The following is a 24,560-nucleotide window of genomic DNA, read 5'->3' on the forward strand; positions in this document are numbered from 1 at the left end:
TCATGTTTCCACATGTGCAGGCCCTGTGAGGCGCACAGGCTCGCGCGACGCGCCGAGGAGACGCGGATCACTCACGGCGCGGGCAGATGCGGATCGGGGGACGTGTCGGCCGTTCGGGGGACCCGTCGGGCGGGCGGGTCCGGACGGTGCGCGGGCTCAGCTGGCGAGCAGGCGGCCGAGGTGGCGGCCGACGGCGTCGTCCTCGATGAGGAAGCCGTCGTGGCCGTACTCGCTCGAGATCACGACGGCCTCGCCGCCGTCGAGGCCGTTCGGCAGGTGCCGGGCGATCGTCTGCTGGTCGCGGGCGGGGAAGAGCCGGTCGCTGTCGACGCCGAGCACGAGGGTGCGGGCGGTGACCCGACCGAGCGCCTCCTCGACGCCGCCGCGGTCGCGGCCCACGTCGTGCGAGTTCATCGCGCCGAGCAGGGCGACGTAGCTGCCGGCGTCGAAGCGACGCGTGAACTTGGCGCCGTGGAAGTCGAGCCAGCTCTCGACCTGGAAGCGGCCGGGGCCGCCGAGCGGCGAGATGTCGCTCTGCCAGGCACGCCCGAAGCGTGCGGCCAGCTCCTCGGGCGACCGGTAGTTCAGCAGGGCCATCCGCCGCGCGAGGGCGAGGCCGCGCCAGGGACCCTCGCCGTCGACGGCGTCGTAGAAGTCGCCGCCGGCGAAGGCCGCGTCCATTCGGATCGCCTCGGTCTGCACCGTGTTGAGGGCGATCTGGTCGGCGCTCGCCAGGGGAGGGGCGGCCAGGACGGCCAGGCGCTCGACGCGGTCGGGATGCGTGACTCCCCACTCGAGGGCGTGCATGCCGCCCATCGACCCGCCGACGACGGCCGCCCACCGGTGGATGCCGAGCGCGTCCGAGAAGGCCGCCTGCGCGGCGACCTGGTCTCGGATCGTCAGGTGCGGGAACCTCGAGCCCCACTCGACCGCGTCGGGCCCGAACGACGACGGACCGGTGCTGCCCTGGCAGCCGCCGAGCATGTTGGGCGCGACGACGAACCAGCGGTCGGTGTCGACGGCCAGGCCCGGGCCCACGACGCCGCTCCACCAGCCGGCCGTCCGGTGACCGGGGCCCGCCCGGCCGACGACGTGGCTGTCGCCGGTGAGCGCGTGCAGCAGGAGGACGGCGTTGTCCCGCGCGGGGGAGAGCTCGCCCCAGGTCTCGTAGGCGATCCGGACGCGGTCGAGGGCCGCTCCGCTCTCGAGCTCGAGCCGGTCGAGGGGCACGAACGCACGGTCGCCCGGGTCGTCGCCGTCGCGCCACGCTCCGGTGACTGGCGGGCGGGCCAGCATCGCGAGGCGCGTGCGCTCGCTCACGACGCTCGACGGGACGGTGTCCTCGGGGGTGCTCTGCCAGTCCATGTGGTGCCCATCCTGGTCGCCTCGAGGAGGGGCGGCCTGATTGTTACGTCCGCCGCGCCTCCCCGGCCCCTCCTCACGAGGTGCGGAGCGCCTCCTGCGTGACCGCTCGCGCCGCCGGGTCGCGGCCCCGTCTCCCTTCCGGTGGCACGTGGTGGGGTGCGGCGGGTTCCCGTCGCCCGCGGCGGGTCAGCGCCCACCCGCCGCGGGCGACAGGAACCCGCCGGCTTTCAAGCTCGACCCGCCGGGGGTGGCAGGAGCCAGCCGGCTTGGCTCCGCGAGGGTGCGTCCGGGCCGCGCGGGGAGGGTGCGGCGGGTTCCCGTCGCCCGCGGCGCGTCAGCGCCCACCCGCCGCAGGCGACAGGAACCCGCCGGCTTCGGATCGAGACCCGCCACCGGCTACAGGAACCCGCCGGCTTCGAAGCCCGACCCGGCGGGGGCGACGGGGACCCGCCGGGGGCGACGGGGACCCGCCGGGGGCGACGGGGACCCGCCGGGGGCGTCGGAGACCCGCCGACTTCGAGAGGGCAGGTGCCTCACGAGGTGCGGAGCGCCTCCTGCGTGACCGCTCGCGCCGCCGCGAAGCCGGCGTCGAGGTCCGCCTTGAGGTCGTCGACGTTCTCGAGGCCGACCGAGAGCCGCACGAGGCCGGGCGTCACGCCCGTCGTGAGCTGCTGCTCGGGCGTCAGCTGCGAGTGCGTCGTCGAGGCCGGGTGGATGACGAGGCTGCGGACGTCGCCGATGTTGGCGAGGTGGCTGAAGAGGCGGAGCCCGTCGACGAGAGCGCGGCCGGCGTCGACGCCGCCCTTGAGCTCGAACGACAGCACGGCTCCGACGCCGCGCGGGGCGTACTTGTTCGCCGCGGCGTACCAGGGGCTCGTCGGCAGGCCGGCGTACCAGACCGCGGCGACGTCGTCGCGGGCGTCGAGCCACTCGGCGATCTCCTGGGCGTTCTGCACGTGGCGCTCGATGCGGAGGCTGAGCGTCTCGATGCCCTGGATGAGCGAGAACGCGCTGTCGGCGCTGTTCGACGCTCCCAGGTCGCGGAGCAGCTGCACCCGGGCCTTGATGATGTACGCCAGGCTGTCGCCCACCGCCTGCGTGTACACGGCTCCGTGGTACGAGGGGTCGGGCTGGGTCAGCCCGGGGAACCGCTCGGCGTTGTCGCTCCACGAGAACGTGCCGCCGTCGACGATGAAGCCGCCGATCACGGTGCCGTGCCCGCCGAGGAACTTCGTCGCCGAGTGCACGACGATGTCGGCCCCGTGCTCGAGCGGGCGGATCAGGTACGGCGTCGCGATCGTGTTGTCGACGATCAGGGGCACGCCCTCGGCGTGCGCGACGCCGGCGACCTTCTCGATGTCGAGCACGTTGATCTTCGGGTTGCCGATCGTCTCGGCGAAGAAGAGCTTCGTGTTCGGGCGGACGGCGCGGCGCCACTCGTCGGCGTCGTCCTGGTCCTCGACGAAGGTGGTCTCGATGCCGAGCTTCGCGAGCGTGTAGCGGAACAGGTTGTACGTGCCGCCGTAGATGGACGACGACGACACGATGTGGTCGCCCGCCTCGCCGAGGTTGAGCACGGCGAACGTCGACGCCGCCTGGCCCGAGGCGACGAGCAGGGCCCCGACGCCGCCCTCGAGCGCGGCGATGCGCTGCTCGACGACGTCGTGGGTCGGGTTCATGATGCGCGAGTAGATGTTGCCGTTCTCGGCGAGGGCGAAGAGGTCCTGCGCGTGCTGCGAGTCGCGGAACACGTACGAGGTCGTCTTGTAGATCGGCGTCGCCCTGGCGTGGGTCGTCGGGTCGGGGCGGGCCCCGGCGTGGATCTGCTGGGTCTCGAACTTCCAGTCGGGCGTCTCTGCGCTCATGGTGTGCTCCTCGTCCGGGTCGGGGGTGGTGCGGGTGCGAGCCACGGTACGGAGGCGCGGCGCGGGTGTCCACGGCAGGGGACTCGCGGCGTAACGGGCCGGGGACTCGGGGCGTGACGGGCAGCGCTGCCCGGCCGCGCTAGCGTGGACGGCGGCCGCTGGCGGTCACCACCGACGACGGAAGAAGGACGGCACATGGCGAAGCGGGCACTGGTCACGGGAGCGAGCTCGGGCATCGGCGCGGCGACGGTGAGGCTGTTCCGCGCGCGGGGCTGGGACGTGCTCGCGGTCGCCCGGCGTGAGGACCGCCTCCGTGCGCTCGCCGACGAGACCGGGGCGAACTGGTTCCGGGCCGACGTGACGGACGACGACGACGTCGCCGCGCTGCGCGCGCACGTCGACGAGACCGGCCCGCTGCACGTGCTCGTCAACAACGCCGGCGGCGCGTTCGGCCTCGACTCGGTCGAGCACGGCTCGGTCGACGACTGGCGACGCATGTTCGAGGTCAACGTGCTCGGCACGAAGCGCGCCGTGTCGGCGCTGCTGCCCGCGCTGCGACGAGGTGCCGAGGAGGCGGGCGGCGCGGACGTCGTGACGGTCACCTCCATCGCGGGCCACGTCGCTTACGAGGGCGGCGGCGGGTACAACGCGTCGAAGTTCGCCGAGCACGCGCTCGTCGCCGTGCTGCGGCTCGAGCTCGCGGGGGAGCCGATCCGCGTCGTCGAGATCGCGCCGGGGATGGTGCACACCGAGGAGTTCTCGCTCGTCCGCTTCGGCGGCGACAAAGAGCGAGCCGACGCCGTCTACTCGGCGGTGGAGGCGCCCCTCGTCGCGGAGGACGTCGCGGAGTCGATCGTGCACTCGGTCGAGCTGCCGGCGCACGTGAACCTCGACCTGGTGACGATCAAGCCGGTGGCGCAGGCCGCTCCGCACAAGGTCGCGAAGGGGCCGCTGCGCGTCAGCCGCGACTGAGGTCCTGGCCGGCGCCGGCGCCGGTGCCGTCGTCGGTGCCGTCGTCGGTCGTGTCCTGCTCGGCGCGTCTCGTGCGCAGCAGGTCGGCGAGGTCGCCCTCGACGAGCCCCCTGATGCGCTCGTCCCGCCCGTCGTCGTAGCCGGGCTCTGGCGACGCGGCCCAGCCGAGCCGATCGACCACGGTGCTGCCGACGTCGTCCCAGGCGCGCGACCTGGCCGCCTCGACGACGCCGCCGACGAACGCGTCGTCGTCGCGCCTCCTCGTCAGCTCGGCGGCGAGCGCCTTCGCGGTCGCTTCGCGGAGCTTCAGCGCGCCCGCGTCGTCGGTGCGGTAGTCGAACTGGTGCCGGGACTGCCCGTACGCGCGGCCGGTCTGGCGGCGGAGGCGGCGCACCCGGGCGGCCCCGGCGAGCTGCTGCTCGGCGAGGCGGGCCATGTCCTCGCGGACGACCTGGGTCGCCACGTCCTCGTCGAAGGGCAGCGCCTCCTGCAGCGCTCGCCGGATGACGTGGTTGGTCGCCGAGACCACGAGGGCTGAGCGGACGATCAGGAGCCCCTCGTCGACCGACCGCTCTAGGGCGGACCGCTCGGCGCGGCGGCGCTGGCCGGGACCGTGGGGCACAGGCAGCCTCCTGGGGGACGGGCGCCGCAGGGCGACGGGCGGGGGTGGGCGCGCCCCAGGCTAGCGACGTGTCGCCGAGGCTGTGATCCTGCGCCGGGGACCTGTCTACGGTGGCGTCATGACCGCCTCCCCGCTGGACGCCTCCCCGGTGTCCGCCGCCGCGCCTCCTCTGCTCCGTCGCCCGTTCGTGCGCCAGCACTGGGGCGGGCTGGCGTTCGCGCACTGGCGGGTGGAGCCCGAGCGCGTGGCGCCGCTGCTGCCGCCCGGCACCCGTCCCGACGTGCACGACGGGTCGACCTGGGTCGGGCTCATCCCGTTCCGCCTCTCGGGCAGCGCGTTCGGACCGCTGCCCGCCGTGCCGTGGGCAGGCTCCTTCCTGGAGACGAACGTGCGGCTCTACTCGGTCGACGACCTCGGCCGCCGCGGCGTCGTGTTCCGCACCCTCGAGGCACAGAAGCTGCTGCCGGTGCTGGGTGCGCAGGCCGGCCTCGGCCTGCCCTACCGCTGGGCGTCGATGAGCAGGCGAGAACGAGGAGGTGTCGTCGAGTACGCCTCCCGTCGCCACGGCCCCGGAGCGCGACCGTCCAGCCGGCTCGCCGTCCGCCCCCTCGCCGACGAGGTGGTCGGCGACCCCCTCGCGGACTTCCTCACCGCACGCTGGGGCATGCACGTGGCCCGCGGCGGACAGACCCGGTACTGGCCGAACGAGCACGCGTCGTGGTCGCTGCGCCGCGCCGAGCTGGTCGACCTCGACGACGAGCTGGTGGCCGACTCGGGCCTGCCGGGGATCACCGACCGCGAGCCCGACTCGCTGCTCTGGTCGGACGGGGTCGACACGGTGTTCGCGCCGCCCGGGGGCCGGTGGGAGGCGCCCCGTGACTGAGCGAGGAAGCACGACCGCAGAGCCGATCCGCGTCGAGCTGACCGACGATGAGCGGGAGGTCCTTCTTCAGGGCCTCGGGCAGTGGGGCGGTCCGGCCGACCTCTCGGACCCGATGGCCGTGGCCATGGGCTTCGCGAGCCGAGCTGACTTCTCCGTCGCGGCCAGGAGATTGTCGGCGTTGCTGGGTCGGCCGCGCCGTCGATCGGTGCTTCGCGCAGCCGCTCGGCTGCACCCGGACGCGCGGACTGTGGGCGCCACCGTCAGTCCGGACAACGCGGCCTCCCTCGCGTTCGTCGAGAGCTACGGGTTCTTCGAGAACGGCGGGCAATGGGACGACGAAGACTGCCGGGAGATGATCTTCGAGACGTCGGCCTGGGCAATGGCTACGTTTTTTGTCGCGGTGTGCTGCCGCAGTGACCCGGGGAGAGACGAGTTCAGATGCTTGAACGCACGCGGCCGGTGCTCGGCCTGGCGGTGCTGACGGCATGTGTGCTCGTGTCGGGCTGCGCCGTCCAGCGCGAGGGCCCGGGAGACACGAACTGCGTTCCGCGGATGAGCGTCTCGTCTGGTGAGGTCGTCCGAGGCGAGGTGGTGACGCTCGTCACGGCCGATGTCTGCGAGGTGGAGCTCCCGTCGGGCGGGTGGCGAGTGTCTGCGGGGCACGTGGGCGACGGGACGGCGGTCATCGTCGCCGAGACTGATGAGGCACTCGACGGTTCGTTCGAGGTCTCTCTCGAGCTGCCGGCTGACTTCCCGACGGGTGACGCGTGGATCGGCATCGAGAACTGGGACTACTCGACGTGCGCCGATGCCGGCAGCTGCGCTGGCCCCTCGACCGTCTTCACGGTCGTCGCGGCGTAGCTGTCAGGGAGTGGACGGGCGGGCGTTCCCGCTTGCGCTGCTCTTCTCGCAGCCAGACATCTCAGGGCAGAGCGGCGACGGCTCCCGATAGCCGATGGCTCAGTGGTCGTCTCTGCCGGGCCCCCGTGGGTGACGCGTCGTTCGCCGGCCGCATCATCGTCGCGACGGGGCTCGGGACCATCCTCCGTACCCTCGTGCTCCTCCTTCGAGCACGGAGGCAGTCGCGACGACGACGAGGACCCGAGTCCTGGGCCCGCGACCGTCGATCAGGACGGTGGCCCGTTCACGGTCCACTCGACAGCTTCGACGAGCGTGGCGACGACGTACGCCATGGGGACAGTCAACAGCCCGGTGAGGACGGAGACGACAGCCCAGCGGGAGCGGCTGGGTGCCCGCAGCCCGCGGGATCGCCATGCGACGACCGCACCGATCGCCCCCAGTGCTGGTGACCCCACGAGCACCCAGCCGAAGAAAGCGCCGTCGTCCGCCGTGGCGGAGTAGACGAACGGGAGCGCGACGGCGGCGAGCATGAGCGCGATGGTCCACAGGGGCACGCGTCGCCGAGGTCGGTCGCCGGTCGCGGATCCCGCTCCACTCACCTGGAGTCCTCCTCCCGCGGAGCTGTCGCCTCGTGCCCCGTCCTTCCGCGGACAGCCCGGCGATGTCGACCTGCCCACCTCGCTGAGAGAACGGCACCGACGAGGAAGGCGACGACGAAGCCCACGAGCAACGCCCAGCGCCAGGCGGCCGATCCATCCTCTTGGGCAATTGTGAACAGAAGGATGCTCACACTGACCGCGACGACGGCACAGCCCATGCCCGCGAGGCCCTCCCACCAGAGCGGCTTGGCACCCGTGGGCATCCGGTCGTACATACCTGGACCCTAGGCGTAGTCCTGCGACCCCGCTGCTGTCGGTCAGGCAGCCGGCCGGCAAGGCCCTCCGTGATCGCGCGGCCACGTCGACGGCCACGTCGACCGGTAGCTCGCAGCGTCGGTTCGTCCCGCGATCTTCGTCGAGGTGTTCGTCTGCCCACCCTCGCAGCTCGACGGCTGATCGTGGGTCTCGACGGCCGCGTGTTGACCGCGACGCATCTCGCTGAGATCCTTCTCGCAACCGACGGAGGTCGCCATGTTCGAGGAACGCGGGTGGTTCGCCGAGGCTGACGCCAGAGCGCTCAGGCCCGCCGACACTGTCAACGCCGTCGATCATCGGGGCGATGATCCCCAGGCCGAGCGTCGGCCTGGCCCGCTGCCTCTCGGGCTGTTCGACCGCCTCCTGCGGGGCTTCCCCTGGCACGATGGCGTGCAGCGAGCCCGCCGGTAGCCAGCGACTCAGCGTCGGTTCGTCCTTCGCACGCGTCGGTCTCATGACCGGCCGGACGTCCGATCGCCGACCGGCTGTCGAACGAGGTCGCACCTATGCTGACCGCGTGTCTGCTGCCGAGGTCGTCCAGCTCCTGCGAGAACGACGTGTCGCGCTCGAGAGGGGGCTCTCCGAGCGTGAACTGGCTCGGGCCGAACGACGGTACGGCGTCCGCTTCGCCCAGGACCACGGCGAGCTCCTGCGCCTGGCGCTCCCCGTCGGAGACCGCTGGCCGAACTGGCGGGCACGAGCGGACGAGGGCGTCCGCAGTGCGATCCGAGGGCCTCTCGAGGGCATCCTGTTCGATGTCGAGAACAACGTCTTCTGGCCTGCATCCTGGGGCGAGCGTCCAGACTCCCGCGCGGCGCGGTCCGAGATCGTCGAGCACCAGGTCAGCACATGGCCGCAGCTCGTGCCGTTGTACGCCCACCGCTTCGTCCCGGCAGCCCCGTTCGGCCCAGGAGCCCCGGTCTTCTCGGTGCACCAGACCGACGTCGTCGTCTACGGCGCGAACCTGCTGGACTACGCGGCCCGCGAGTTCGGCACGACGCGGTCGCTCCCTGTGCCAGACCTCGTGACGGACGGGTCGTCGCCGTGGTCGCTCCTTGCCGTCGGAGAGGACGTTCCCTGAAGGCGGAGAGGCCCGGCGCGGCGACGCGTGCCGTCGAGGGGCAGACAAGGCGGGTGCCCCATCTCCAGGCCGCTCCGGCCGGCCCCCTCGCGAACCCGGCCGTGCCCCGCACCCCCGACGAGATCGCCCTCGAGGCGGAGACCGGGATCGGTCTCGAGCAACTGCACCACGGCGTCGGCCCCGCCGCGTGGGCGGTGCTCGGCCGGGCTGCGGCGCGGGGCCACGGAGTGCGGATCGGCCTGGAGGACGTCGACACCCTGCCGGACGGCGCGGTCGCGACCTCGACCGCCGCGCTCGTCGCCGCTGCCCGTGCCCTCCTCACGGAGGCGCGCTGCCGCTGACGCCTCCTCGGCTGCGCGGCCAGCCGCCGAGCGTGCCTGCCGTCGCACTCGTCGCGGACTCGTCACGGCTGCCTAGCGGACCTGGTGCTCCCAGGTGGGGACGAGCTCCTCGTGGGCCTCGAGCCGGGCCTGGGTGCGGCGGGGCTCGCGTCGGGCGAGGGCGTCGAGCAGGGCGATCGAGAGCGTGACGACGGCGGCGTGCGAGTCGAAGACGAGGTCCGTCCCGACCGGGGCGACGAGGGCGACGTCGAGCAGGTCGGCGAAGGGCACGAGGGGAGTGTCGACGATCGCGACGGTGGCCAGGCCGAGGGAGCGGGCGTGGGCGACGGCCTGCACCGTGGCTTCCGGGTGGCGGGGCATGACGATGAAGAGCACCGCGCTCGCGCCGTCGAGGTGCAGCTGGGTCACCGCGTCGATCAACGACGCGCCGTCGTCGAGCACGCGGACGTCGGGCAGCACCTTCTGGGCCAGGTGGCCCAGGTAGTGCGCGAGGGACGCGGAGACCCGCAGGCCGACGATCCCGAGGGGCCGGGTCCCTGCGAGCAGGTCGACCGCCCGCACCATCCGGTCGGAGGCGACGGTCTGCTCGACGGCCAGGAGGTTGTCCCGCTCGCGGGCGAGGGCGACCGCGGGGACGCTGTCGGGGCCGGGCGACGGGCTGTCGGTCGGCGACGCGGAGAGCACGCGCTCGCGGGCGGCGGCGCGGAACTCGGCCCAGCCCGAGAACCCGAACGCCGTCGCCATGCGGGTCACCGTGGGCTGGCTGACCCCGGCCGCCTCGGCGACGTCGACGCTCGAGGCGAAGGCCACGTCCGGCAGCGAGTCGAGCATGTGCTGCGCCACCCGGCGCTGGGTGGGCGAGAGCCGGTGGGCGTGCACCAGGTCGAGCAGCCACGACCGGACACGATCCAGCGACTGGGTGCCGGGGGAGTCGGTCACGAGGTCCCTCCCTGCGGGGACGAGGGGGACGCAGGCGGCGGGGCCTGCCGGGCGGGGAAGTCGGCGAGCACGGCGCCGAGGCCGGGCAGCTCGGCCTCCATCCGCTCTATGTCCGGTCCGAGGGGACGGTCGTCGGTCGACGCGTCGATCAGGCCGACGAGGTGCTCGAAGACCGGAAGGAGGCGCGTGCCGGCCACGCGGTCGGGCGCCATCTGGAGGGCGCGGACGGCCGCGAACAGCTCGACGGCCAGCACGGCGCCGGCCGAGCGCACCAGGCTGGTCAGCAGCCTCGTGCTCTGGATGGCGAAGCTCGCGTGGTCCTCGAGGCCCAGCGAGACGCTCACGCTGGCGTTCGTGACGGGTGCCGAGTCGACGCGCATGTGGGCCAGGGCGTCCTGCGCGACGTACTCGACGATCATGAGGCCGCTGCTGGTGGCGTTGCGCCGGGCGTCGGCGAGGAACGGCGGGAGCCCGGTCATGTCGGCCCTCATCAGCAGCCCGAGCCGGCTCGTCGAGAGGCTGAAGACGGGGTGCAGCCCGATCCTGGCCGCGTCGAGCGTCCAGGCGAGCGTGGCGAGGTGGAACTGGCCGTGGTGTCGGACGCCGTCGTCGACCACGAGCGGGTTCTCCGCCGGGCCGCCGAGTTCCCGGTCGAGGGCGCCGAGCAGCACCGAGAGGGCGGTCCGGGCGGGAGCGTGGACCTGCGGGGCGGCCCTCAGCCCGAAGGGGTCCTGCAGGCGGGCCGCGCCGGCGGGCGGACCCGAGACGCGCTCCGTCAGCCAGCGCAGGCGTGCCGCCTCCTGCACCTGGCCGGGATGCGGCCTGGCCGCGTGGACCTGCTCGTCGAAGGCCTCGGCCGAGCCCCGCAGGGCACGGAAGCTCAGCGCGGCGACCACGGTGGCCGCGTCCAGCTGCCGGGCCGCGACGTCGGCGGCGAGAGCCGTCGTCGCGAGCGTGACGGCACTGGAGCTCATGAACGGCAGGGAGTCGCTGGGGGCGAACACGATCGGCTCGGCCGTCCCCGATCGCCAGGGCAGCTCGCCGATGAGCGTCAGGGCGAGCTCGGCCAGGGCCGTCACGTCGCCGGTGCCGACGGAGCCGGTGCGGTGGAACGTCGGGAGGGCGTCGGCGCGGACGGCGGCGAGGAGCCCGCGCACCACGGCGGGGCTGACCCCGGAGCCGCCGGCGAGCAGCTGGTTGAGCCGGACCACCAGGGCGGCCCTGGTGACGCGGTCGTCCTCGACCTCGCCGATCCCGGTGGCGTGGCTGCGGAGGAGGCGGAGCCCGTGCGCGGTCTGCTCGCGGACGACCTCCTCCTCCGAGAGCTCTTCCCCCTCGTCGACGAGCGCCACGGTGCGGTTGGCCCCCACGCCGGTGTTCGCGCCGTAGACGGTGCCGGCGTCCCGGGCGGCGAGGAAGGTCTCGTGCGAGCGGCGGACACGGTCGAGGGCGGCCTCCGGGACGGTGACCTCGGCGTGCCTGTCGGCGATCGCGACGAGGTCGGCGACGCGCAGGGGCGTCCCGTCGAGCTCGATGCGGTCGATGCGGTCCGTTCGGCTCGTGTGGTCCGCGCGGTCCGCGTCGGTCGTCCCGGTCATGGTCGCCACTGTGCCTCCTCGCTGTTTCGGGCTCGTGAACGAACCGTCGGGGCCATTGACGAAGTATTCATGATCAACTCATGATGAATCAACCCATTCACGACCGGAACGGAAGCAGCACTCGTGACACTCGACGCGAACCTCCCCGCCGCAGACGCCGCAGGCACGTCCCCCGACCCGTCGCCCTCCGGGCCCCGCCCGGTCAGGGCCCCTCGGGGCACCGAGCTCAGCTGTCGCGGCTGGCAGCAGGAGGCCGCCCTGCGCATGCTGATGAACAACCTCGACCCCGAGGTCGCCGAGCACCCCGACGACCTCGTCGTCTACGGCGGCACCGGCAAGGCGGCGCGCTCGTGGGAGGCCTTCGACGCGATGGTCGCGACCCTCCGGACCCTCGGCGACGACGAGACGATGCTCGTGCAGTCGGGCAAGCCGGTCGGCGTCTTCCGCACGAACGAGTGGTCGCCCCGGGTGCTCATCGCCAACTCGAACCTGGTCGGCGACTGGGCCAACTGGGAGGAGTTCCGCAGGCTCGACGCGATGGGCCTCATGATGTACGGCCAGATGACGGCCGGGTCGTGGATCTACATCGGCACGCAGGGCATCCTCCAGGGCACCTACGAGACGTTCTCCGCGGTCGCCGACGCTGACTTCGGCGGCACCCTCGCCGGCACGATCACGCTGACCGCTGGCGTCGGGGGCATGGGAGGCGCGCAGCCCCTGGCCGTGACCATGAACGACGGCGTCGCGATCTGCATCGACGTCGACCGCACCCGCATCGACCGGCGGGTCGAGCACCGGTACCTCGACGTCGCCGCCTCCAGCCTCGACGAGGCCCTCGAGCTGGCGGTCGCCGCCCGCGACGAGAGGCGCCCGCTCTCGATCGGCGTCGTCGGCAACGCCGCCGAGCTGGTGCCCGAGCTGCTCGCCCGCAAGGCGCCGATCGACATCGTCACCGACCAGACCTCGGCCCACGACCCGCTGTCGTACCTGCCGATCGGCACCCGTTTCGAGGACATGGCCGCGGAGGCCGCGGCCGACCCCGCCGGGTTCACCCTGCGCTCGCAGGCCGCGATGCGGGCCCACGTGGAGGCGATGATCGGCTTCATGGACGCCGGCGCGGTGGTGTTCGACTACGGCAACAGCATCCGCGGCGAGGCGCGCACCGCGGGCTACGACCGGGCTTTCGACTTCCCCGGGTTCGTGCCCGCCTACATCCGTCCGCTCTTCGCCGAGGGCAAGGGGCCGTTCCGCTGGGCGGCGCTCTCGGGCGACCCGGCCGACATCGCGGCGACCGACAAGGCGATCCTCGAGCTGTTCCCCGAGAACGAGTCGCTGAGGAAGTGGATCACCATGGCGGGCGAGCGCGTCGCGTTCCAGGGGCTCCCGGCCCGCATCTGCTGGCTCGGCTACGGGGAGCGCCACCTGGCCGGGCTGAAGTTCAACGAGATGGTGGCGTCGGGCGAGCTGTCGGCGCCGATCGTCATCGGCCGCGACCACCTCGACTCCGGCTCCGTCGCGTCGCCGTACCGCGAGACCGAGGCCATGCTCGACGGCTCCGACGCCATCGCCGACTGGCCCCTCCTGAACGCCATGGTCAACGTCGCGTCGGGGGCCACCTGGGTGTCGATCCACCAGGGCGGCGGCGTCGGCATGGGCCGCTCGATCCACGCCGGGCAGGTCATCGTCGCCGACGGCACCGACCTCGCCGCCGAGAAGCTCGGACGCGTGCTCGTCGCCGACCCCGGCATGGGCGTCATCCGCCACGCCGACGCCGGGTACGAGCGAGCCGTCGAGGTCGCCGCCGAGCGCGGCGTGCGCATCCCGATGCGCGAGCAGGGCGCCACCGCCGAGGGTACCGTCGATGGCCCTCGCGCGTAGCGGCGCGACCGTCGAGCGCGACCGGCTGCGCGCCTCCTTCGACGGGGTCTGGGGCGACCTGGAGGGCGTGGGCCGCGACCCGCGCTCCGGCGGCTACGACCGGTTCTCGTGGACGGGCGTCGACCTGGGGCTCCGCGAGTGGTTCGTCGCGGAGGCGACCCGGCGCGGGCTCGAGGTTGAGGTCGACCGCAACGGCAACCAGTGGGCCTGGTGGGGCGCGCCGGCCGACGGTGCCGTCGTCACCGGCAGCCACCTCGACAGCGTGCCCGGCGGGGGCGCCTTCGACGGGCCGCTCGGCGTCGTCAGCGCCCTGCTCGCCGTCGACGCGCTCCGGGAGTCGGGCCTCGTGCCAGAGCGACCGCTCGCCGTCGTCAACTTCGTCGAGGAGGAGGGGGCCAGGTTCGGGCTCGCCTGCCTCGGGTCCCGGCTCATGACCGGCGCCGTCGACCCGGGCCACGCGCTCTCGCTGACGGACGACGACGGCACGAGCCTCGCCGACGCGATGTCCGCCGCGGGTCACGCCCCGGAGCACGTCGGCCTCGACGAGGTGGCCCTGGCTCGCATCGGGGCCTTCGTCGAGCTGCACGTCGAGCAGGGCCGCCACCTGGCCCTCGGCGACGAGTCGGTCGGGGTGGCGAGCTCGATCCTGCCGCACGGCCGGTGGCGGTTCTGCTTCGAGGGCGAGGGCAACCACGCCGGGACCACCCGGCTCGTCGACCGGCACGACCCGATGCTGCCCTTCGCCGAGTCCGTCGTCGCCGCGCGTCGGCTCGCCGCAGAGGTGCAGGCCGTCACGACGTTCGGCCGGGTGCGGGTCGACCCGAACGGCACGAACGCGATCCCGTCGCGCGTCGACGCCTGGCTCGACGCGCGAGGAGCTGACGAGGGCGGCGTCACCCGCCTGGTCGACGACCTGCAGCGGATCGCGGAGGAGGCGGCGGCCGGCCACGGCGTCCGCCTCACCGTGACGAACGACAGCTTCACCCCCGTCGTCGACTTCGACGCGTCCCTGAGCGACCGGCTGCGCTCGTCGCTCGGTGCCGCGTCGATCGCGGCGCCGACCCTGCCGACGGCCGCGGGTCACGACGCCGGCATCCTCGCCTCGCGCGTGCCGACCGCGATGCTCTTCGTGCGGAACCCCACCGGGATCAGCCACAGCCCGCACGAGCAGGCCGACGAGTCCGACTGCGTCGACGGGGTGGAGGCGCTGACCGTCGTGCTGCGCGACCTGCTGGTCGGGCCGCTCGCGGTCGTGTCGGACACGGGCGTCCCGGCCGGGGGCTCCCGGTGACCGGGGACGGCGGCGCCGCGGTCGCCGCGGTCCCTGCGGTCCCGTCGGTCTTCTGGGCCGAGCACCTGTGGACCGGCGAGGGTGCGGTGCGGCACGGCGTCGTCGTCGAGGTCGTGGGCGATCGGGTCGTGAGCGTGGCGGACGACGTCGTCGCGCCTCCTGCAGGGTCGACCCTGCTGTGGGGGCTGACGCTGCCGGGGCTAGTGAACGCCCACTCGCACGCGTTCCACCGGGCGCTGCGCGGGCGGACCCAGGTCGGCAGCGGCAGTTTCTGGACCTGGCGCGAGGTCATGTACTCCGCGGCCGCCCGGCTGACGCCCGAGAACTACGAGGCCCTCGCCACGGCCGCCTTCACCGAGATGGTGCTGGCCGGGATCACGACCGTGGGCGAGTTCCACTACGTGCACCACACCCCTGACGGCACGCCGCACGACGACCCGATCGCGATGTCGCGAGCCCTGGTCCGCGCCGCGGCGACCGCGGGCGTCCGCCTGACCCTGCTCGACACCTGCTACCTGGTCGGCGGGTTCGCGCCCGACGCGGCACGCGAGAGCGGGCCCGACGTCGAGGCCGGGCCCGACGTCGAGCAGGTGCACGTCCCCTTGTCGGCCGCGCAGCTCCGCTTCGGCGACGGCACCGCCGCCGACTGGGCCCGGCGTGCGAGCGCCACGCGCGACGAGCTGAGCGGGCCGACGGTCGTGGTCGGCGCGGCCGTGCACTCGGTGCGGGCCGTGCCCGAGCGCGCACTCGGCACCGTCGCCTCCTGGGCGCACGCACACGACGTGCCGTTGCACGTGCACGTCTCCGAGCAGCCGGCCGAGAACGCGGACTGCGTGCGCCTCCTCGGCTCCACGCCCGTCGCCCTGCTCCGCCGGCACGGAGTCCTCGACCACAGGGCGACCGCCGTCCACGCCACCCACCTGACGCCGGGCGACGTCGCCGACCTCGCCGCGGGCGGCACCTGGGCCTGCTTCTGCGTCACGACCGAGCGCGACCTGGCCGACGGCATCGGACCGGCCGCGGAACTGGTCGAGGCAGGCGTGCAGCTCACCGTCGGAAGCGACAGCCACGCCGTCATCGACATCCTCGAGGAGGTGCGGGGCATCGAGTCCGGACAGCGCCTGGTGAGCGGACGGCGCGGCTGGCTCGGAGCCGCGCAGCTGCTGGCCGCGGCGACCGTCCAGGGCGCCAGGTCGCTCGGCTGGGACGACGGCGGCACGATCGCCCCCGGTGCCCTCGCCGACTTCACGACCGTGTCCCTCGACTCGGTGCGCCTGGCGGACGCCCGCGCCGACTCGCTGCTCGAGTCGGTCGTCTTCTCCGCCACGGCGTCCGACGTGACCTGGGTGGTCGTGGGCGGCGAGGTCGTCGTGCGCGACGGGGAACACGCGCGCGTCTCGTCGCCGGGCAGCGCGCTGCGCGACGCGATCGCGGCCGTGCTCCCGCCCGAGTCGTCGAGCGTGCCCTCGCCCTCGCCCTCGCCCGCGCCATCGCCACGCGCCCGCGCTCCCCGAGAGGACCCGCCCGCATGACCGTCACCGCCCTGACCGGCATCTCGCAGCTCGTCACGAACGACCCGACGCACGAGTACGCCGAGGCGGCGAGCGGTCCGCTCGGCGTGGTGCGCGACGCGGCTGTCCTCTGCGACGACGGTCGTGTGCTCTGGACCGGTCCCGCCGCCGCCCTGCCGTCGTCGATGGCCGACGGCGTGACCGACCTGGGCGGGCGTGCGGTCGTCCCCGGCTTCGTCGACAGCCACGCCCACCTGGCGTTCGCGGGCGACCGGTCCGACGAGTTCGCCGCCCGGATGGCCGGCGAGTCGTACTCCGCCGGCGGCATCCGCAGCACCGTGGCGCACACGCGGGCCGCTAGCGACGTCGACCTCGCCGCGTCGGTGCGGCGGCTCGCCGACGAGGCGCTGCGCCAGGGCACGACCACGCTCGAGAGCAAGTCCGGCTACGGGCTGAGCGTGCACGACGAGCGCCGCAGCCTGGAGGCGGTCAGGGCGGTCACGACGGAGGCGACGTTCCTGGGTGCGCACGTCGTGCCTGCCGAGTTCGCCGGGCGGCCCGACGACTACGTCGCGCTCGTCATCGGCGAGATGCTCGACGCCTGTGCCCCTCTCGCGCGGTGGATCGACGTCTTCTGCGACGTCGGGGCGTTCGACGTCGACCAGACGCGGGCGATCCTCACCGCCGGCATGGCCGCGGGGCTGACGCCGCGCCTCCACGCGGGTCAGCTCGCGCCGGGCGGGGGCATCCAGCTCGGCGTCGAGCTCGGGGCGGCCTCGGTCGACCACGTCACCCACGCGAGCGACGACGACGTGGAGGCGCTGGCCGGGTCGACGACGGTCGCGACGCTCCTCCCGGGGGCCGAGTTCTCGACCCGCGCGGCCTACCCCGACGCGCGGCGGCTGCTCGCAGCCGGTGCGACGGTGGCCCTGGCGGCCGACTGCAACCCGGGGTCGAGCTACACGACGAGCATCCCGTTCTGCATCGCGGTGGCCGTGCGCGACATGCACATGGCGCCGGCCGAGGCGCTGTGGTCGGCCACCGCCGGGGGAGCCGCGGCCCTCAGGCGGACGGACGTCGGCCACCTCGGCGTCGGGGCGGCTGCAGATCTCCTGGTGCTCGACGCGCCGTCGTACGTGCACCTGGCCTACCGGCCGGGGGTGCCGCTGGTCGAGTCGGTCTGGCGCGCCGGGCAGCGCGTCGTCGGTCGCGAGCGCTGATGGCGGAGCGCGTCGTGCTGCGGGCGGCCTCGCGCCCGGTGGTGCCGTGGCGGAACGGCGCCGGGACGACGACGGTCGTGGCGGAGGGGTCAGCGTCCTGCTCGTGGCGTGTCAGCGTCGCGACGATCAGCCGGTCGGCGCCCTTCTCGGACTTCGCCGGGGTCGACCGGCTGCTGATGCCGCTCTCGGAGCAGGGCCTCGACCTCGTGGTCGACGGTCGACCGGTGCGCCGAGAGGCCTTCGAGGTGCTGGCGTTCGCCGGCTAGTCGGTGGTCGAGGCCGTCGACGTCGGGTCCACGGGCCTCGACCTGAACCTCATGACGCGTCGAGGCGCGGCCGAGGGACGACTCGGGATCGTCCCCGTCCCTGCGACGCTCGAGATCGCGGTGCGAGAGACCCTCGTGGCCGTGGTCGTGGCGGGCCAGGTGCGCGTCGGTGAGGACGTTCTCGATCGGCTCGACGGCCTGCAGATCGAGGGCCCGGCCACCGTGAGCGTCTCCGGGCGAGGGCTGCTCGCCGTCGTGCGCGTGTCCGCGATCACGGTCGTCCGTCCACCGTGAGCGTCGTCGTCCCCGTCGGCTCAGTCCGTCGGCTCAGGCCTACGAGACGAAGAGGCGAAGTGCGTCCGCACTGAGCGGGCGGTCGGCGAAGAGGAGTCGTACCGCGTCGGGGTCGGGGTTGCCCGCGTCCGGGCCGCGCCAGACGAGCTCCAGGCCTGCGCGCCGGGCCGCGCGACGTGACCCCTCGTTGTGCTCGAGGAGGGACGCGACCAGCGGCAGGTCGCGCCCCGTCGCGGACACCGCGTCGCGGGCCGCGGCGATGATCTCCTGCGCGTAGCCGCGTCCCCACGCCGATGGTGTCAGCCGGTAGTAGATGTTCCACGCGAGGTCGCCGCGAAGGCTGGGGCCGCCCATGCCGACCAGCGCGCCCGTCGACGTGTCACGGACGACCCAGACGTCGACGCCGTTCGCCTCCCACCCCGCCAGGTACCGCTCGACCAGGTGGCGCGTGTCCTCCAGCTCACGGTGGCGCGCGGAGGGGAGGTGCGTCCAGACCTCTGGGTCGGCGTGGAGGTCGTGGAGCTCCGGGAGGTCCCCCTCGGCAGGGCGGGAGAGCGTCAGTCGTTCCGTCAGCGTCGCCTGGATCATGCCCGCCATTCTTCCGTGCACAGTCACTCGTTCAGTGCTGAGGGCCGCTCGCCACGGGTCAGCCGCGGTCGCGAGCCATCCCTGCCTCGGTGTTGCGCGTGCCGACAGCGACGCCGTGCGGTGAGGCTGAGGCTGTACTCGGACTGGATCGCGGCGATCGGGAACGTCGCGTGCGCCCGTCGCAGGGTCTCCGCTGATGTCTCCGAGACACCGACGTAGCGGGCCTTGCCGGCGGTGACGGCCTCGCTCATCGCGCCGACGGTGTCCTCGATCGGCACGGTCGGGTCGGCGCGGTGCAGGTACCAGAGGTCGACGTGGTCGGTGCCGAGGTGCGTGAGGGACCGGTCGATCGCGCGTCGGGCGTGTTCGGGGGAGCCGTCGAGGCCGATCGGGGTGCCGTCGTCGGTGAAGTCGGTGGCGAACTTCGACGCGACGACCACCCGGTCCCGGTCGGCACCGAGGGTGCGGCCGAGCAGCTTCTCGTTCGCGAACGGCCCGTACGCCTCGGCGGTGTCGAACAGGGTGATCCCGAGGTCGAGAGCGCGGCGGATGGTCTCGACGGAGCCAGCCTCGGTGGCGCCTCCGTAGAAGGCGCTCATGCCCATGCAGCCGAGGCCGAGCGTGGACGTGACGAGGCCCTGGGAGCCGAGTGGGATCTGCTGCAGGGAAGTTCTCCGTTCACCGCCGGGTCGATCCGGACGTCCCGACTCTCGACCCCGGTGCGCACACCATGTCAAGTGGGAGACTCAGACCCGTGCTGCTTCCCGAGGTCCATGTCGACGAGCCCGTCACGATCAGCGCCGCGGCCGCCCTCCTCGGCATCACCGTCGACACGATCCGGTACTACGAGAAGGAGGGCATCGCACCGGCACCAGCGCGAGGCCCTGACGGGTGGCGTCGCTACGACACGGCTGCGCTGAGCTGGCTCGCCGGCACGGTGATGCTCCGCGGCTCGGGGATGAGCGTGCACGAGATGCGTGAGTACGCCGCTGCGTACCGGGCGGGTGCTGACGATGCCGAGCGGCTCGCGCTCCTCGAACAGCACCACGCGGCTGTCCTCGAGCGGCAGGCCGAGGTCCAGCGGCACCTCGCTGCGCTGGAACGGAAGATCGCCGCGTACCGCAGGCTGGTCTCGTGACCGGACAAGACCGACAGATCGTCCACTTCCACCAGAAGCACCACGACGCGATCGTCAGCGGCGAGAAGGCGACCACGGTCCGGTGGGGCGAGTCGATCCAGGTCGGCGCGGCGACGTTCGTGTTCGACGACCATCCCACCGCCTCGCCGCTCGCCGGGCACGTCACCGCGGTGCGGAGGCGCCGCCTCGACGAGCTGACCGCCGAACAGGCGCATCAGCCCGCAGGGACGGACATGACGCGCTTCGCCGAGCAGCTCCGGGAGAACTACTACTCGGACATGCCGGGCGAAGCGGTCGTCGACGTCGCCGAGCTGGTCCTCGCCGGGCGGGCCCCCGCAGAGCCGTCCCGGTAGGGGATCCGCTCCTCCCGGGCCAGGCCACCTGCGCACGGGCCCGCGGGCCCCTCCGCCCGAGGAGGTGCCTGCGCGCGACGGGCGTCGCCGAGTGCGCCCCGGCCCGGTACGGTTGCGGGATGGTCTCCTCACCCGACGCCCCGTCCGACCTCGACCCCTCGTCGGCCGGACCGGCCTCTGTCGTGGTGGAGGACGACGTGGCCGGCGACCCCGACGCAGCTGCTGCGCCCGCCGAGCGAGAGGTCCTCGGCTGGCTCGAGTTCGGCGAGGCCGCGCGGCACCTCGCCCGCGACGTCGTCGCCGCCGACTTCACGCCCGACGTGATCGTCGCCGTGGCCCGCGGCGGCCTCGTGCTCGCCGGCGCCGTCGCGTACGCCCTCGACACGAAGATGTGCGGGTCGATCAACGTCGAGTTCTACACCGGCGTCGACGAGCGCCTGCCCGAGCCCGTCCTGCTGCCCCCGACGCTCGACGCCCCGGCCCTGGCAGACAAGCGCGTGCTCGTCGTCGACGACGTCTCCGACTCGGGCCGCACCCTCTCCCTCGTCCGCGACCTGCTCGCCGAGGTCGCCTCCGAGGTGCGCACCGTCTGCCTCTACAGCAAGCCGCAGACCGTCCTCGAGCCCGACTTCACCTGGAAGCGCACCTCCCAGTGGATCACCTTCCCGTGGAGCGCCCTGCCCCCCGTGACCCGCGACGCCGGACAGGGGGACGCCTCGTGAGCATCCACCTGGTGGGCGGCGGCTGGGCGCCCGACGAGCCCGGGCTCTACGACCTCTTCGTCGCCGAGGCGGCGGTCCGCGGCCGGGCCGTCGGTCGCGACGTCCCGCGCGTCGGCGTCCTGATCGTCGTCGCCGACGACTCGCCCTCAGAAGAGTGGCGCACCGGCTTCCCTGCCCTCATCGCGTCCGGGGGCCGCTGCGAGGTCGTCACGACCGTCGTCGAGGCGGGCGAGGTCTTCGACACGCGAGTGCTCAGCGACGTCGACGGCCTGGTCGTCGGCGGTGGTCTGACGCCGGCCTACCTCGAGGCGGTGGCTCCGCTGGTCGACCAGGTGCGCCTCCTCGTCAGCGACGGCCTGCCCTACGTCGGGTTCTCGGCGGGCGCTGCCATCGCGGCCGACCGGGCCCTGCTCGGCGGCTGGCTGATCGGGGACGTGCCAGTCTGCCCGCAGGACGCCTCGGAGGACCTCGACGAGGTCGAGCTCGGCGAGGGCCTCGGCCTCGTCGACCTCGCCGTCGACGTCCACGCCGCGCAGTGGGGCACGCTCACGCGGCTGGTCGCCGCGACGGAGGCCGGGATGGTCCGAGGAGGCGTCGCGATCGACGAGCACACCGCCCTCGTCGTCGGGGAGGGCGCGCTGACCGTGCTCGGCCGCGGCAGCGTCTGGCGCGTCGAGCCGCAGGTCGACGAGCAGGGCGACGTCGTCGGCGTCTCCGTCGGCTCGCTGGGCGCGGAGTGATCGCGCGCCCGCTGTCCGACCTGGTGCACCCGAGCTGGGCAGAGGCCCTCGAGCCCGTCGCCCCGCTCGTCGCCGACATGGGCGAGTACCTGCGTGCCGAGGTGCGCGCCGGCCGCGGCTACCTGCCGGCGGGCGACGCGGTGCTGCGCGTCTTCACGACGCCGCTCGACGAGGTCAAGGTGCTCGTCGTCGGCCAGGACCCCTACCCGACGCCCGGCCACCCGATCGGGCTGTCGTTCGCCACGGCCCCCGACGTCCGGCCCGTGCCGCGCAGCCTCGCGAACATCTACCGCGAGCTGCACGACGACCTCGGCCACGCGCCCGTCGCCCACGGCGACCTCACCTCGTGGCAGCGCAACGGGGTCATGCTGCTCAACCGCGTGCTGACCGTGAGACCCGGCGAGGCCGGCTCGCATCGCGGCAAGGGCTGGGAACCCGTGACCCAGCGCGCCGTCGAGGTGCTCGCCGCGCGCGGCGGACCGCTCGTGGGGCTGCTCTGGGGGCGCGACGCGGCGTCGCTGGTGCCGATGCTCGGCGACGTCCCGACCGTGCAGTCCGCCCACCCGAGCCCGTTGTCGGCGTCGCGCGGGTTCTTCGGGTCGCGGCCGTTCAGCCGGGTCGACGCACTGCTCGTGCAGCAGGGCGGCACCGCCGTCGACTGGCGCCTGCCCGACCTGCCCTGAGCTGCCCGGAGCCTCGTCCGCAATTCAGGAAGTCACGGGCCGCGCCTCCTGATCCGTGCACGGTTCAGGATCCGCACTCCTGCTGTGGCGCAATCCAGGACTGAGAGTCCTGAATGAGGTGGCACCACACAGGGCTGCCGACTCTGATCCGTGCCCATCCGTCCATCTCACCCGCGCCTCCTCGTGTGTGCCCCTTCGTATTCGCAATTCAGGAGTCGGTGCGCCGTAGCTCCTGAATCGTGCACACATCAGGACTCGGACTCCTGCTGTGGCCCAACTCAGGACTCAGACTCCTGAATCAGGAGGCACCGGCGCGCGGCCGAGGAGGCGGGGGCCGCGACGTGCCAGAGTGGGGACGTGCTCGAGGAGGAATACCAGCAGAGGCGGCAGCTGCCGCACCGGCTGCGTCCTGCGCCGGCACCCGAGCCCGCGTTCTCGTTCGAGATCCGGCCGCTCGAGCCCGCCGACCTGCCGTACGTGCGCGAGATCTACGCCCACTACGTCGCGAACTCGAGCGTGACCTTCGACGAGAAGGCGATGACCCTCGCCGAGTGGCGCCGCAAGGCCGCGGTCGGGCAGAAGCTCGGCATGCCCTTCCTGGTCGCGGTCAGCCCGGCCGGCGAGGTGCTCGGCTACGCCCACGCGGCTCCCTGGGGCGGCAAGGCCGCGTACCGGTACACGGTCGAGACGTCGATCTTCCTGCGGGCGGCGACGACGGGCCGGGGGCTCGGCAGGGCCCTGCTGGAGGCGCTGGTCGAGTCCTGCAGGGAGGCCGGCATCCGCGAGATGATCGCCGTCATCGCCGACGCCAAGGCCGACGCGTCGATCGCCCTGCACTCCAGGCTCGGCTTCGTCGAGGTGGGCCGGATGGGCCGGGTCGGCTTCAAGTTCGGCCGCTGGCTCGGCACGGTCACGATGCAGAAGTCGCTGAAGAAGCGCCGTCGTCGCGACGCGGCGCCGCGCGCCTAGGCTCGGTGCGTGTTCGAACTCCACCACCTCAGCGCCCAGGAGCAGTGGGACTGGCTCCGCCGCGGCGAGGTCACGCCCCGTGAGCTGACCGACCACTACCTGGCCCGCATCGAGCGACTCGACTCGGGCGAGGGCGGCGTCGGCGCGTTCGTCACGGTCGGGGCAGACGCCGCCCGCGACCGCGCGGACGAGCTCGGGCGGGCCGGCCGCAGCACGGCCCCGCTCTGGGGCCTGCCCCTGGCCGACAAGGACCTCACCGACCGCGCGGGCCTGCCGACCGGGCTCGGCTCCCGGCTCTCCCGCGGGCGCGTCGCCGAGCAGGACTCGGAGATCTCCGCGGTGCTGAGCGAGGCCGGCGCGGTCAGCCTGGGCAAGACGGCGACGCCCGAGTTCGGCCTCACCGGGTACACGGAGCCCCTCGTCGGGCCCGTGCCGCGCAACCCCTGGCGGCGCGGCCTCGGCGCCGGCGGCTCGAGCGGGGGAGCGGCGGCCGCGGTGGCCGCCGGACTGCTGCCGTTCGCTCCCGGCTCCGACGGCGGCGGCTCGATCCGCATCCCCGCTGCGATGACCGGGCTCGTCGGGCTGAAGCCCTCGCGCGGCCGGGTGCCGGCGCAGTCGGGCATCACGAGCCTGGGCGGGCTCGCCGTCGGCGGCCCGATCGCCCGCACCGTCGCGGACGCCGCCATGCTGCTCGACGCGATGGTCTCGCCCGACGGCCGGGCGCCGCGTGACCACTTCGCGCTGCGTGCGCCCGGCTCGCCCGACGGGGCGTGGCTCGGCACCGCCGTCCGAGGCGAGGGACGGTTCCAGCTCGGGGTGCTGACGGCCAGCCCGTGGGACGACGCGTACGACGTCCGGGTCGACCCGCGCCTCCTCGGCGTGCTGCGGGACACCGCCGACCAGCTCGACGCGCTCGGGCACGGGGTGGACGACGCCTCGCTGCCCGGCTCCGACCCGCGGTCCCCGAACTACGCGGCCCTGTTCCGCACGATCTGGCAGGCGGGCGCCGCGGGCATCCCGGCCGAGACCGACGACGACTTCGCCCTGCTCGAGCCGATGACGGCCTGGCTGGTGCGGCGCGGCCGCGAGCTCGGTGCCCGCGAGCTGGGTGCCGCCCTCGCCGGTCTCAGCGCCTTCGAGCAGAGCGTGATCGCCGCCTTCGACCGCTTCGACGCGGTGCTGACGCCGTCGCTCGCCCTGCTGCCGCCGGCGCTCGGCTGGCACGAAGCCGACGATCCCGAGCGTGCCTTCGAGCAGCAGTGCCTCGTGTCGCCGTTCACCTCGTTCGTCAACGTCGCGGGGCTGCCGGCGATCACGCTGCCCGTGGCCGAGGTCGACGGGCTGCCCGCGGGCGTCCAGCTGATCGGGCGGCCGGGTCGCGAGGACGTGCTGCTCTCGATCGGCGCCCAGCTCGAGCGACGGCTGCGCTGGCAGCGGCGGCACCCCGACTGCTGGTGAGGAGCGCG

Annotated in this window: 25 protein-coding genes and 1 pseudogene; 18 read left to right on the forward strand and 8 right to left on the reverse strand. The window is 73.6% G+C overall.

All coding sequences use genetic code 11. From position 1 onward, the window contains the following. Positions 1-156 precede the first annotated feature (156 nt). Complete coding sequence (locus JOE35_RS07550; RefSeq protein WP_209560575.1) at positions 157-1,365, reverse strand: homoserine O-acetyltransferase; 1,209 nt, start codon at positions 1,363-1,365, stop codon at positions 157-159. A gap of 533 nt (positions 1,366-1,898) precedes the next feature. Then, on the reverse strand, positions 1,899-3,230 hold the full coding sequence (locus JOE35_RS07555) for a bifunctional o-acetylhomoserine/o-acetylserine sulfhydrylase (protein WP_209560576.1): 1,332 nt from the start codon (positions 3,228-3,230) through the stop codon (positions 1,899-1,901). A 195-nt stretch (positions 3,231-3,425) separates the two neighbouring features. Between JOE35_RS07555 and JOE35_RS07560 the strand changes: the two genes are divergently transcribed. After that, positions 3,426-4,202, forward strand: a complete 777-nt coding sequence (locus tag JOE35_RS07560) for an SDR family NAD(P)-dependent oxidoreductase (RefSeq protein ID WP_209560577.1) — start codon at positions 3,426-3,428, stop codon at positions 4,200-4,202. Here the strand turns inward: JOE35_RS07560 and JOE35_RS07565 are convergent. Further along, positions 4,189-4,824 (reverse strand): hypothetical protein, encoded by a 636-nt coding sequence (locus JOE35_RS07565; RefSeq protein ID WP_209560578.1) that lies wholly within the window; start codon positions 4,822-4,824, stop codon positions 4,189-4,191. The genes JOE35_RS07560 and JOE35_RS07565 overlap by 14 nt on opposite strands. 118 nt (positions 4,825-4,942) lie before the next feature. On the opposite strand from JOE35_RS07565, the gene JOE35_RS07570 reads away from it, so the two are divergent. The 3 genes from JOE35_RS07570 to JOE35_RS07580 all read left to right on the forward strand — a co-directional run bounded on the left by JOE35_RS07570 (position 4,943) and on the right by JOE35_RS07580 (position 6,568). Continuing rightward, a complete protein-coding gene (locus tag JOE35_RS07570; protein ID WP_209560579.1) occupies positions 4,943-5,707 on the forward strand; it encodes a YqjF family protein in 765 nt (254 codons plus the stop codon). After that, positions 5,700-6,188 carry a hypothetical protein gene (locus JOE35_RS07575; RefSeq protein ID WP_209560580.1) on the forward strand — a complete coding sequence of 163 codons (489 nt, stop codon included), beginning with the start codon at positions 5,700-5,702 and terminating at the stop codon, positions 6,186-6,188. Before JOE35_RS07570 ends, JOE35_RS07575 begins: the two co-directional genes overlap by 8 nt. A gap of 71 nt (positions 6,189-6,259) precedes the next feature. After that, complete coding sequence (locus tag JOE35_RS07580; RefSeq protein ID WP_209560581.1) at positions 6,260-6,568, forward strand: hypothetical protein; 309 nt, start codon at positions 6,260-6,262, stop codon at positions 6,566-6,568. Between the two features lie 266 nt (positions 6,569-6,834). Here the strand turns inward: JOE35_RS07580 and JOE35_RS07585 are convergent, their stop codons facing one another. Then, entirely contained in the window at positions 6,835-7,122 is a 288-nt protein-coding gene (locus JOE35_RS07585; RefSeq protein ID WP_209560582.1) for a hypothetical protein, read from the reverse strand. Between the two features lie 877 nt (positions 7,123-7,999). Between JOE35_RS07585 and JOE35_RS16075 the strand changes: the two genes are divergently transcribed. Further along, positions 8,000-8,563: a hypothetical protein gene (locus JOE35_RS16075; RefSeq protein WP_209560583.1), complete on the forward strand. Its 564-nt coding sequence runs from the start codon at positions 8,000-8,002 to the stop codon at positions 8,561-8,563. 53 nt (positions 8,564-8,616) lie between these two features. Further along, complete coding sequence (locus tag JOE35_RS16080; RefSeq protein ID WP_209560584.1) at positions 8,617-8,904, forward strand: 3-keto-5-aminohexanoate cleavage protein; 288 nt, start codon at positions 8,617-8,619, stop codon at positions 8,902-8,904. Positions 8,905-8,976: 72 nt separating this feature from the next. On the opposite strand, the gene JOE35_RS07600 is transcribed toward JOE35_RS16080, so the two are convergent. After that, on the reverse strand, positions 8,977-9,843 hold the full coding sequence (locus JOE35_RS07600) for a MurR/RpiR family transcriptional regulator (RefSeq protein WP_307802986.1): 867 nt from the start codon (positions 9,841-9,843) through the stop codon (positions 8,977-8,979). Further along, positions 9,840-11,441, reverse strand: a complete 1,602-nt coding sequence (locus tag JOE35_RS07605) for an aromatic amino acid ammonia-lyase (RefSeq protein WP_209560585.1) — start codon at positions 11,439-11,441, stop codon at positions 9,840-9,842. Before JOE35_RS07605 ends, JOE35_RS07600 begins: the two co-directional genes overlap by 4 nt. 123 nt (positions 11,442-11,564) lie before the next feature. Between JOE35_RS07605 and hutU the strand changes: the two genes are divergently transcribed. The 5 genes and pseudogenes from hutU (at position 11,565) to JOE35_RS15590 (ending at position 17,901) form a co-directional block, all read left to right on the forward strand. Then, positions 11,565-13,319 (forward strand): urocanate hydratase, encoded by a 1,755-nt coding sequence (hutU, locus tag JOE35_RS07610; protein WP_209560586.1) that lies wholly within the window; start codon positions 11,565-11,567, stop codon positions 13,317-13,319. Then, positions 13,303-14,610, forward strand: coding sequence for an allantoate amidohydrolase (locus JOE35_RS07615; protein ID WP_209560587.1), 1,308 nt, complete (start codon positions 13,303-13,305; stop codon positions 14,608-14,610). The genes hutU and JOE35_RS07615 overlap by 17 nt, the downstream gene beginning before the upstream one ends. Further along, positions 14,607-16,142, forward strand: coding sequence for a formimidoylglutamate deiminase (locus tag JOE35_RS07620; protein WP_209560588.1), 1,536 nt, complete (start codon positions 14,607-14,609; stop codon positions 16,140-16,142). Before JOE35_RS07615 ends, JOE35_RS07620 begins: the two co-directional genes overlap by 4 nt. Next, on the forward strand, positions 16,139-17,341 hold the full coding sequence (gene hutI / locus JOE35_RS07625) for an imidazolonepropionase (protein ID WP_209560589.1): 1,203 nt from the start codon (positions 16,139-16,141) through the stop codon (positions 17,339-17,341). The genes JOE35_RS07620 and hutI overlap by 4 nt, the downstream gene beginning before the upstream one ends. After that, positions 17,341-17,901 (forward strand): annotated as a pseudogene (locus JOE35_RS15590) (HutD family protein). The gene hutI and the pseudogene JOE35_RS15590 overlap by 1 nt, the downstream one beginning before the upstream one ends. A gap of 39 nt (positions 17,902-17,940) precedes the next feature. Here JOE35_RS15590 and JOE35_RS07640 read toward each other — a convergent pair. Together JOE35_RS07640 and JOE35_RS07645 are read right to left on the reverse strand one after the other, a co-directional pair. Next, positions 17,941-18,489 (reverse strand): GNAT family N-acetyltransferase, encoded by a 549-nt coding sequence (locus JOE35_RS07640; RefSeq protein ID WP_209560592.1) that lies wholly within the window; start codon positions 18,487-18,489, stop codon positions 17,941-17,943. Between the two features lie 23 nt (positions 18,490-18,512). Further along, entirely contained in the window at positions 18,513-19,226 is a 714-nt protein-coding gene (locus JOE35_RS07645; protein WP_280869760.1) for an aldo/keto reductase, read from the reverse strand. Between the two features lie 17 nt (positions 19,227-19,243). Here JOE35_RS07645 and JOE35_RS07650 point away from each other — a divergent pair, with 17 nt between their 5' ends. The 7 genes from JOE35_RS07650 (at position 19,244) to JOE35_RS07680 (ending at position 24,552) form a co-directional block, all read left to right on the forward strand. Next, the gene (locus tag JOE35_RS07650; protein WP_209560593.1) at positions 19,244-19,627 is read left to right on the forward strand and encodes a MerR family transcriptional regulator; all 384 of its coding nucleotides are present in this window, start codon (positions 19,244-19,246) and stop codon (positions 19,625-19,627) included. Next, on the forward strand, positions 19,624-19,980 hold the full coding sequence (locus JOE35_RS07655; protein WP_209560594.1) for an ASCH domain-containing protein: 357 nt from the start codon (positions 19,624-19,626) through the stop codon (positions 19,978-19,980). The genes JOE35_RS07650 and JOE35_RS07655 overlap by 4 nt, the downstream gene beginning before the upstream one ends. Positions 19,981-20,099: 119 nt before the next feature. Beyond that, the gene (locus JOE35_RS07660; protein ID WP_209560595.1) at positions 20,100-20,702 is read left to right on the forward strand and encodes a phosphoribosyltransferase; all 603 of its coding nucleotides are present in this window, start codon (positions 20,100-20,102) and stop codon (positions 20,700-20,702) included. Continuing rightward, a complete protein-coding gene (locus tag JOE35_RS07665; protein WP_307802987.1) occupies positions 20,699-21,442 on the forward strand; it encodes a Type 1 glutamine amidotransferase-like domain-containing protein in 744 nt (247 codons plus the stop codon). The genes JOE35_RS07660 and JOE35_RS07665 overlap by 4 nt, the downstream gene beginning before the upstream one ends. Next, positions 21,439-22,125 (forward strand): uracil-DNA glycosylase, encoded by a 687-nt coding sequence (locus JOE35_RS07670; protein ID WP_209560596.1) that lies wholly within the window; start codon positions 21,439-21,441, stop codon positions 22,123-22,125. The genes JOE35_RS07665 and JOE35_RS07670 overlap by 4 nt, the downstream gene beginning before the upstream one ends. Positions 22,126-22,482: 357 nt before the next feature. Continuing rightward, positions 22,483-23,094, forward strand: coding sequence for a GNAT family N-acetyltransferase (locus JOE35_RS07675; protein ID WP_209560597.1), 612 nt, complete (start codon positions 22,483-22,485; stop codon positions 23,092-23,094). A 9-nt stretch (positions 23,095-23,103) separates the two neighbouring features. Then, complete coding sequence (locus JOE35_RS07680; RefSeq protein WP_209560598.1) at positions 23,104-24,552, forward strand: amidase; 1,449 nt, start codon at positions 23,104-23,106, stop codon at positions 24,550-24,552. Positions 24,553-24,560 lie beyond the last annotated feature (8 nt).

The sequence above is a fragment of the Frigoribacterium sp. PvP032 genome (genome assembly GCF_017833035.1).
GTDB lineage: Bacteria > Actinomycetota > Actinomycetes > Actinomycetales > Microbacteriaceae > Frigoribacterium.

Bases quoted from the DNA above. Each gene is read 5' to 3' on its own strand.
- JOE35_RS07550 (WP_209560575.1), bottom strand. From the start codon at position 1,365: ATGGACTGGCAGAGCACCCCCGAGGACACCGTCCCGTCGAGCGTCGTG.
- JOE35_RS07555 (WP_209560576.1), bottom strand. From the start codon at position 3,230: ATGAGCGCAGAGACGCCCGACTGGAAGTTCGAGACCCAGCAGATCCAC.
- JOE35_RS07560 (WP_209560577.1), top strand. From the start codon at position 3,426: ATGGCGAAGCGGGCACTGGTCACGGGAGCGAGCTCGGGCATCGGCGCG.
- JOE35_RS07570 (WP_209560579.1), top strand. From the start codon at position 4,943: ATGACCGCCTCCCCGCTGGACGCCTCCCCGGTGTCCGCCGCCGCGCCT.
- JOE35_RS07580 (WP_209560581.1), top strand. From the start codon at position 6,260: ATGAGCGTCTCGTCTGGTGAGGTCGTCCGAGGCGAGGTGGTGACGCTC.
- JOE35_RS07605 (WP_209560585.1), bottom strand. From the start codon at position 11,441: ATGACCGGGACGACCGACGCGGACCGCGCGGACCACACGAGCCGAACG.
- JOE35_RS07615 (WP_209560587.1), top strand. From the start codon at position 13,303: ATGGCCCTCGCGCGTAGCGGCGCGACCGTCGAGCGCGACCGGCTGCGC.
- hutI (WP_209560589.1), top strand. From the start codon at position 16,139: ATGACCGTCACCGCCCTGACCGGCATCTCGCAGCTCGTCACGAACGAC.
- JOE35_RS07640 (WP_209560592.1), bottom strand. From the start codon at position 18,489: ATGATCCAGGCGACGCTGACGGAACGACTGACGCTCTCCCGCCCTGCC.
- JOE35_RS07660 (WP_209560595.1), top strand. From the start codon at position 20,100: ATGGTCTCCTCACCCGACGCCCCGTCCGACCTCGACCCCTCGTCGGCC.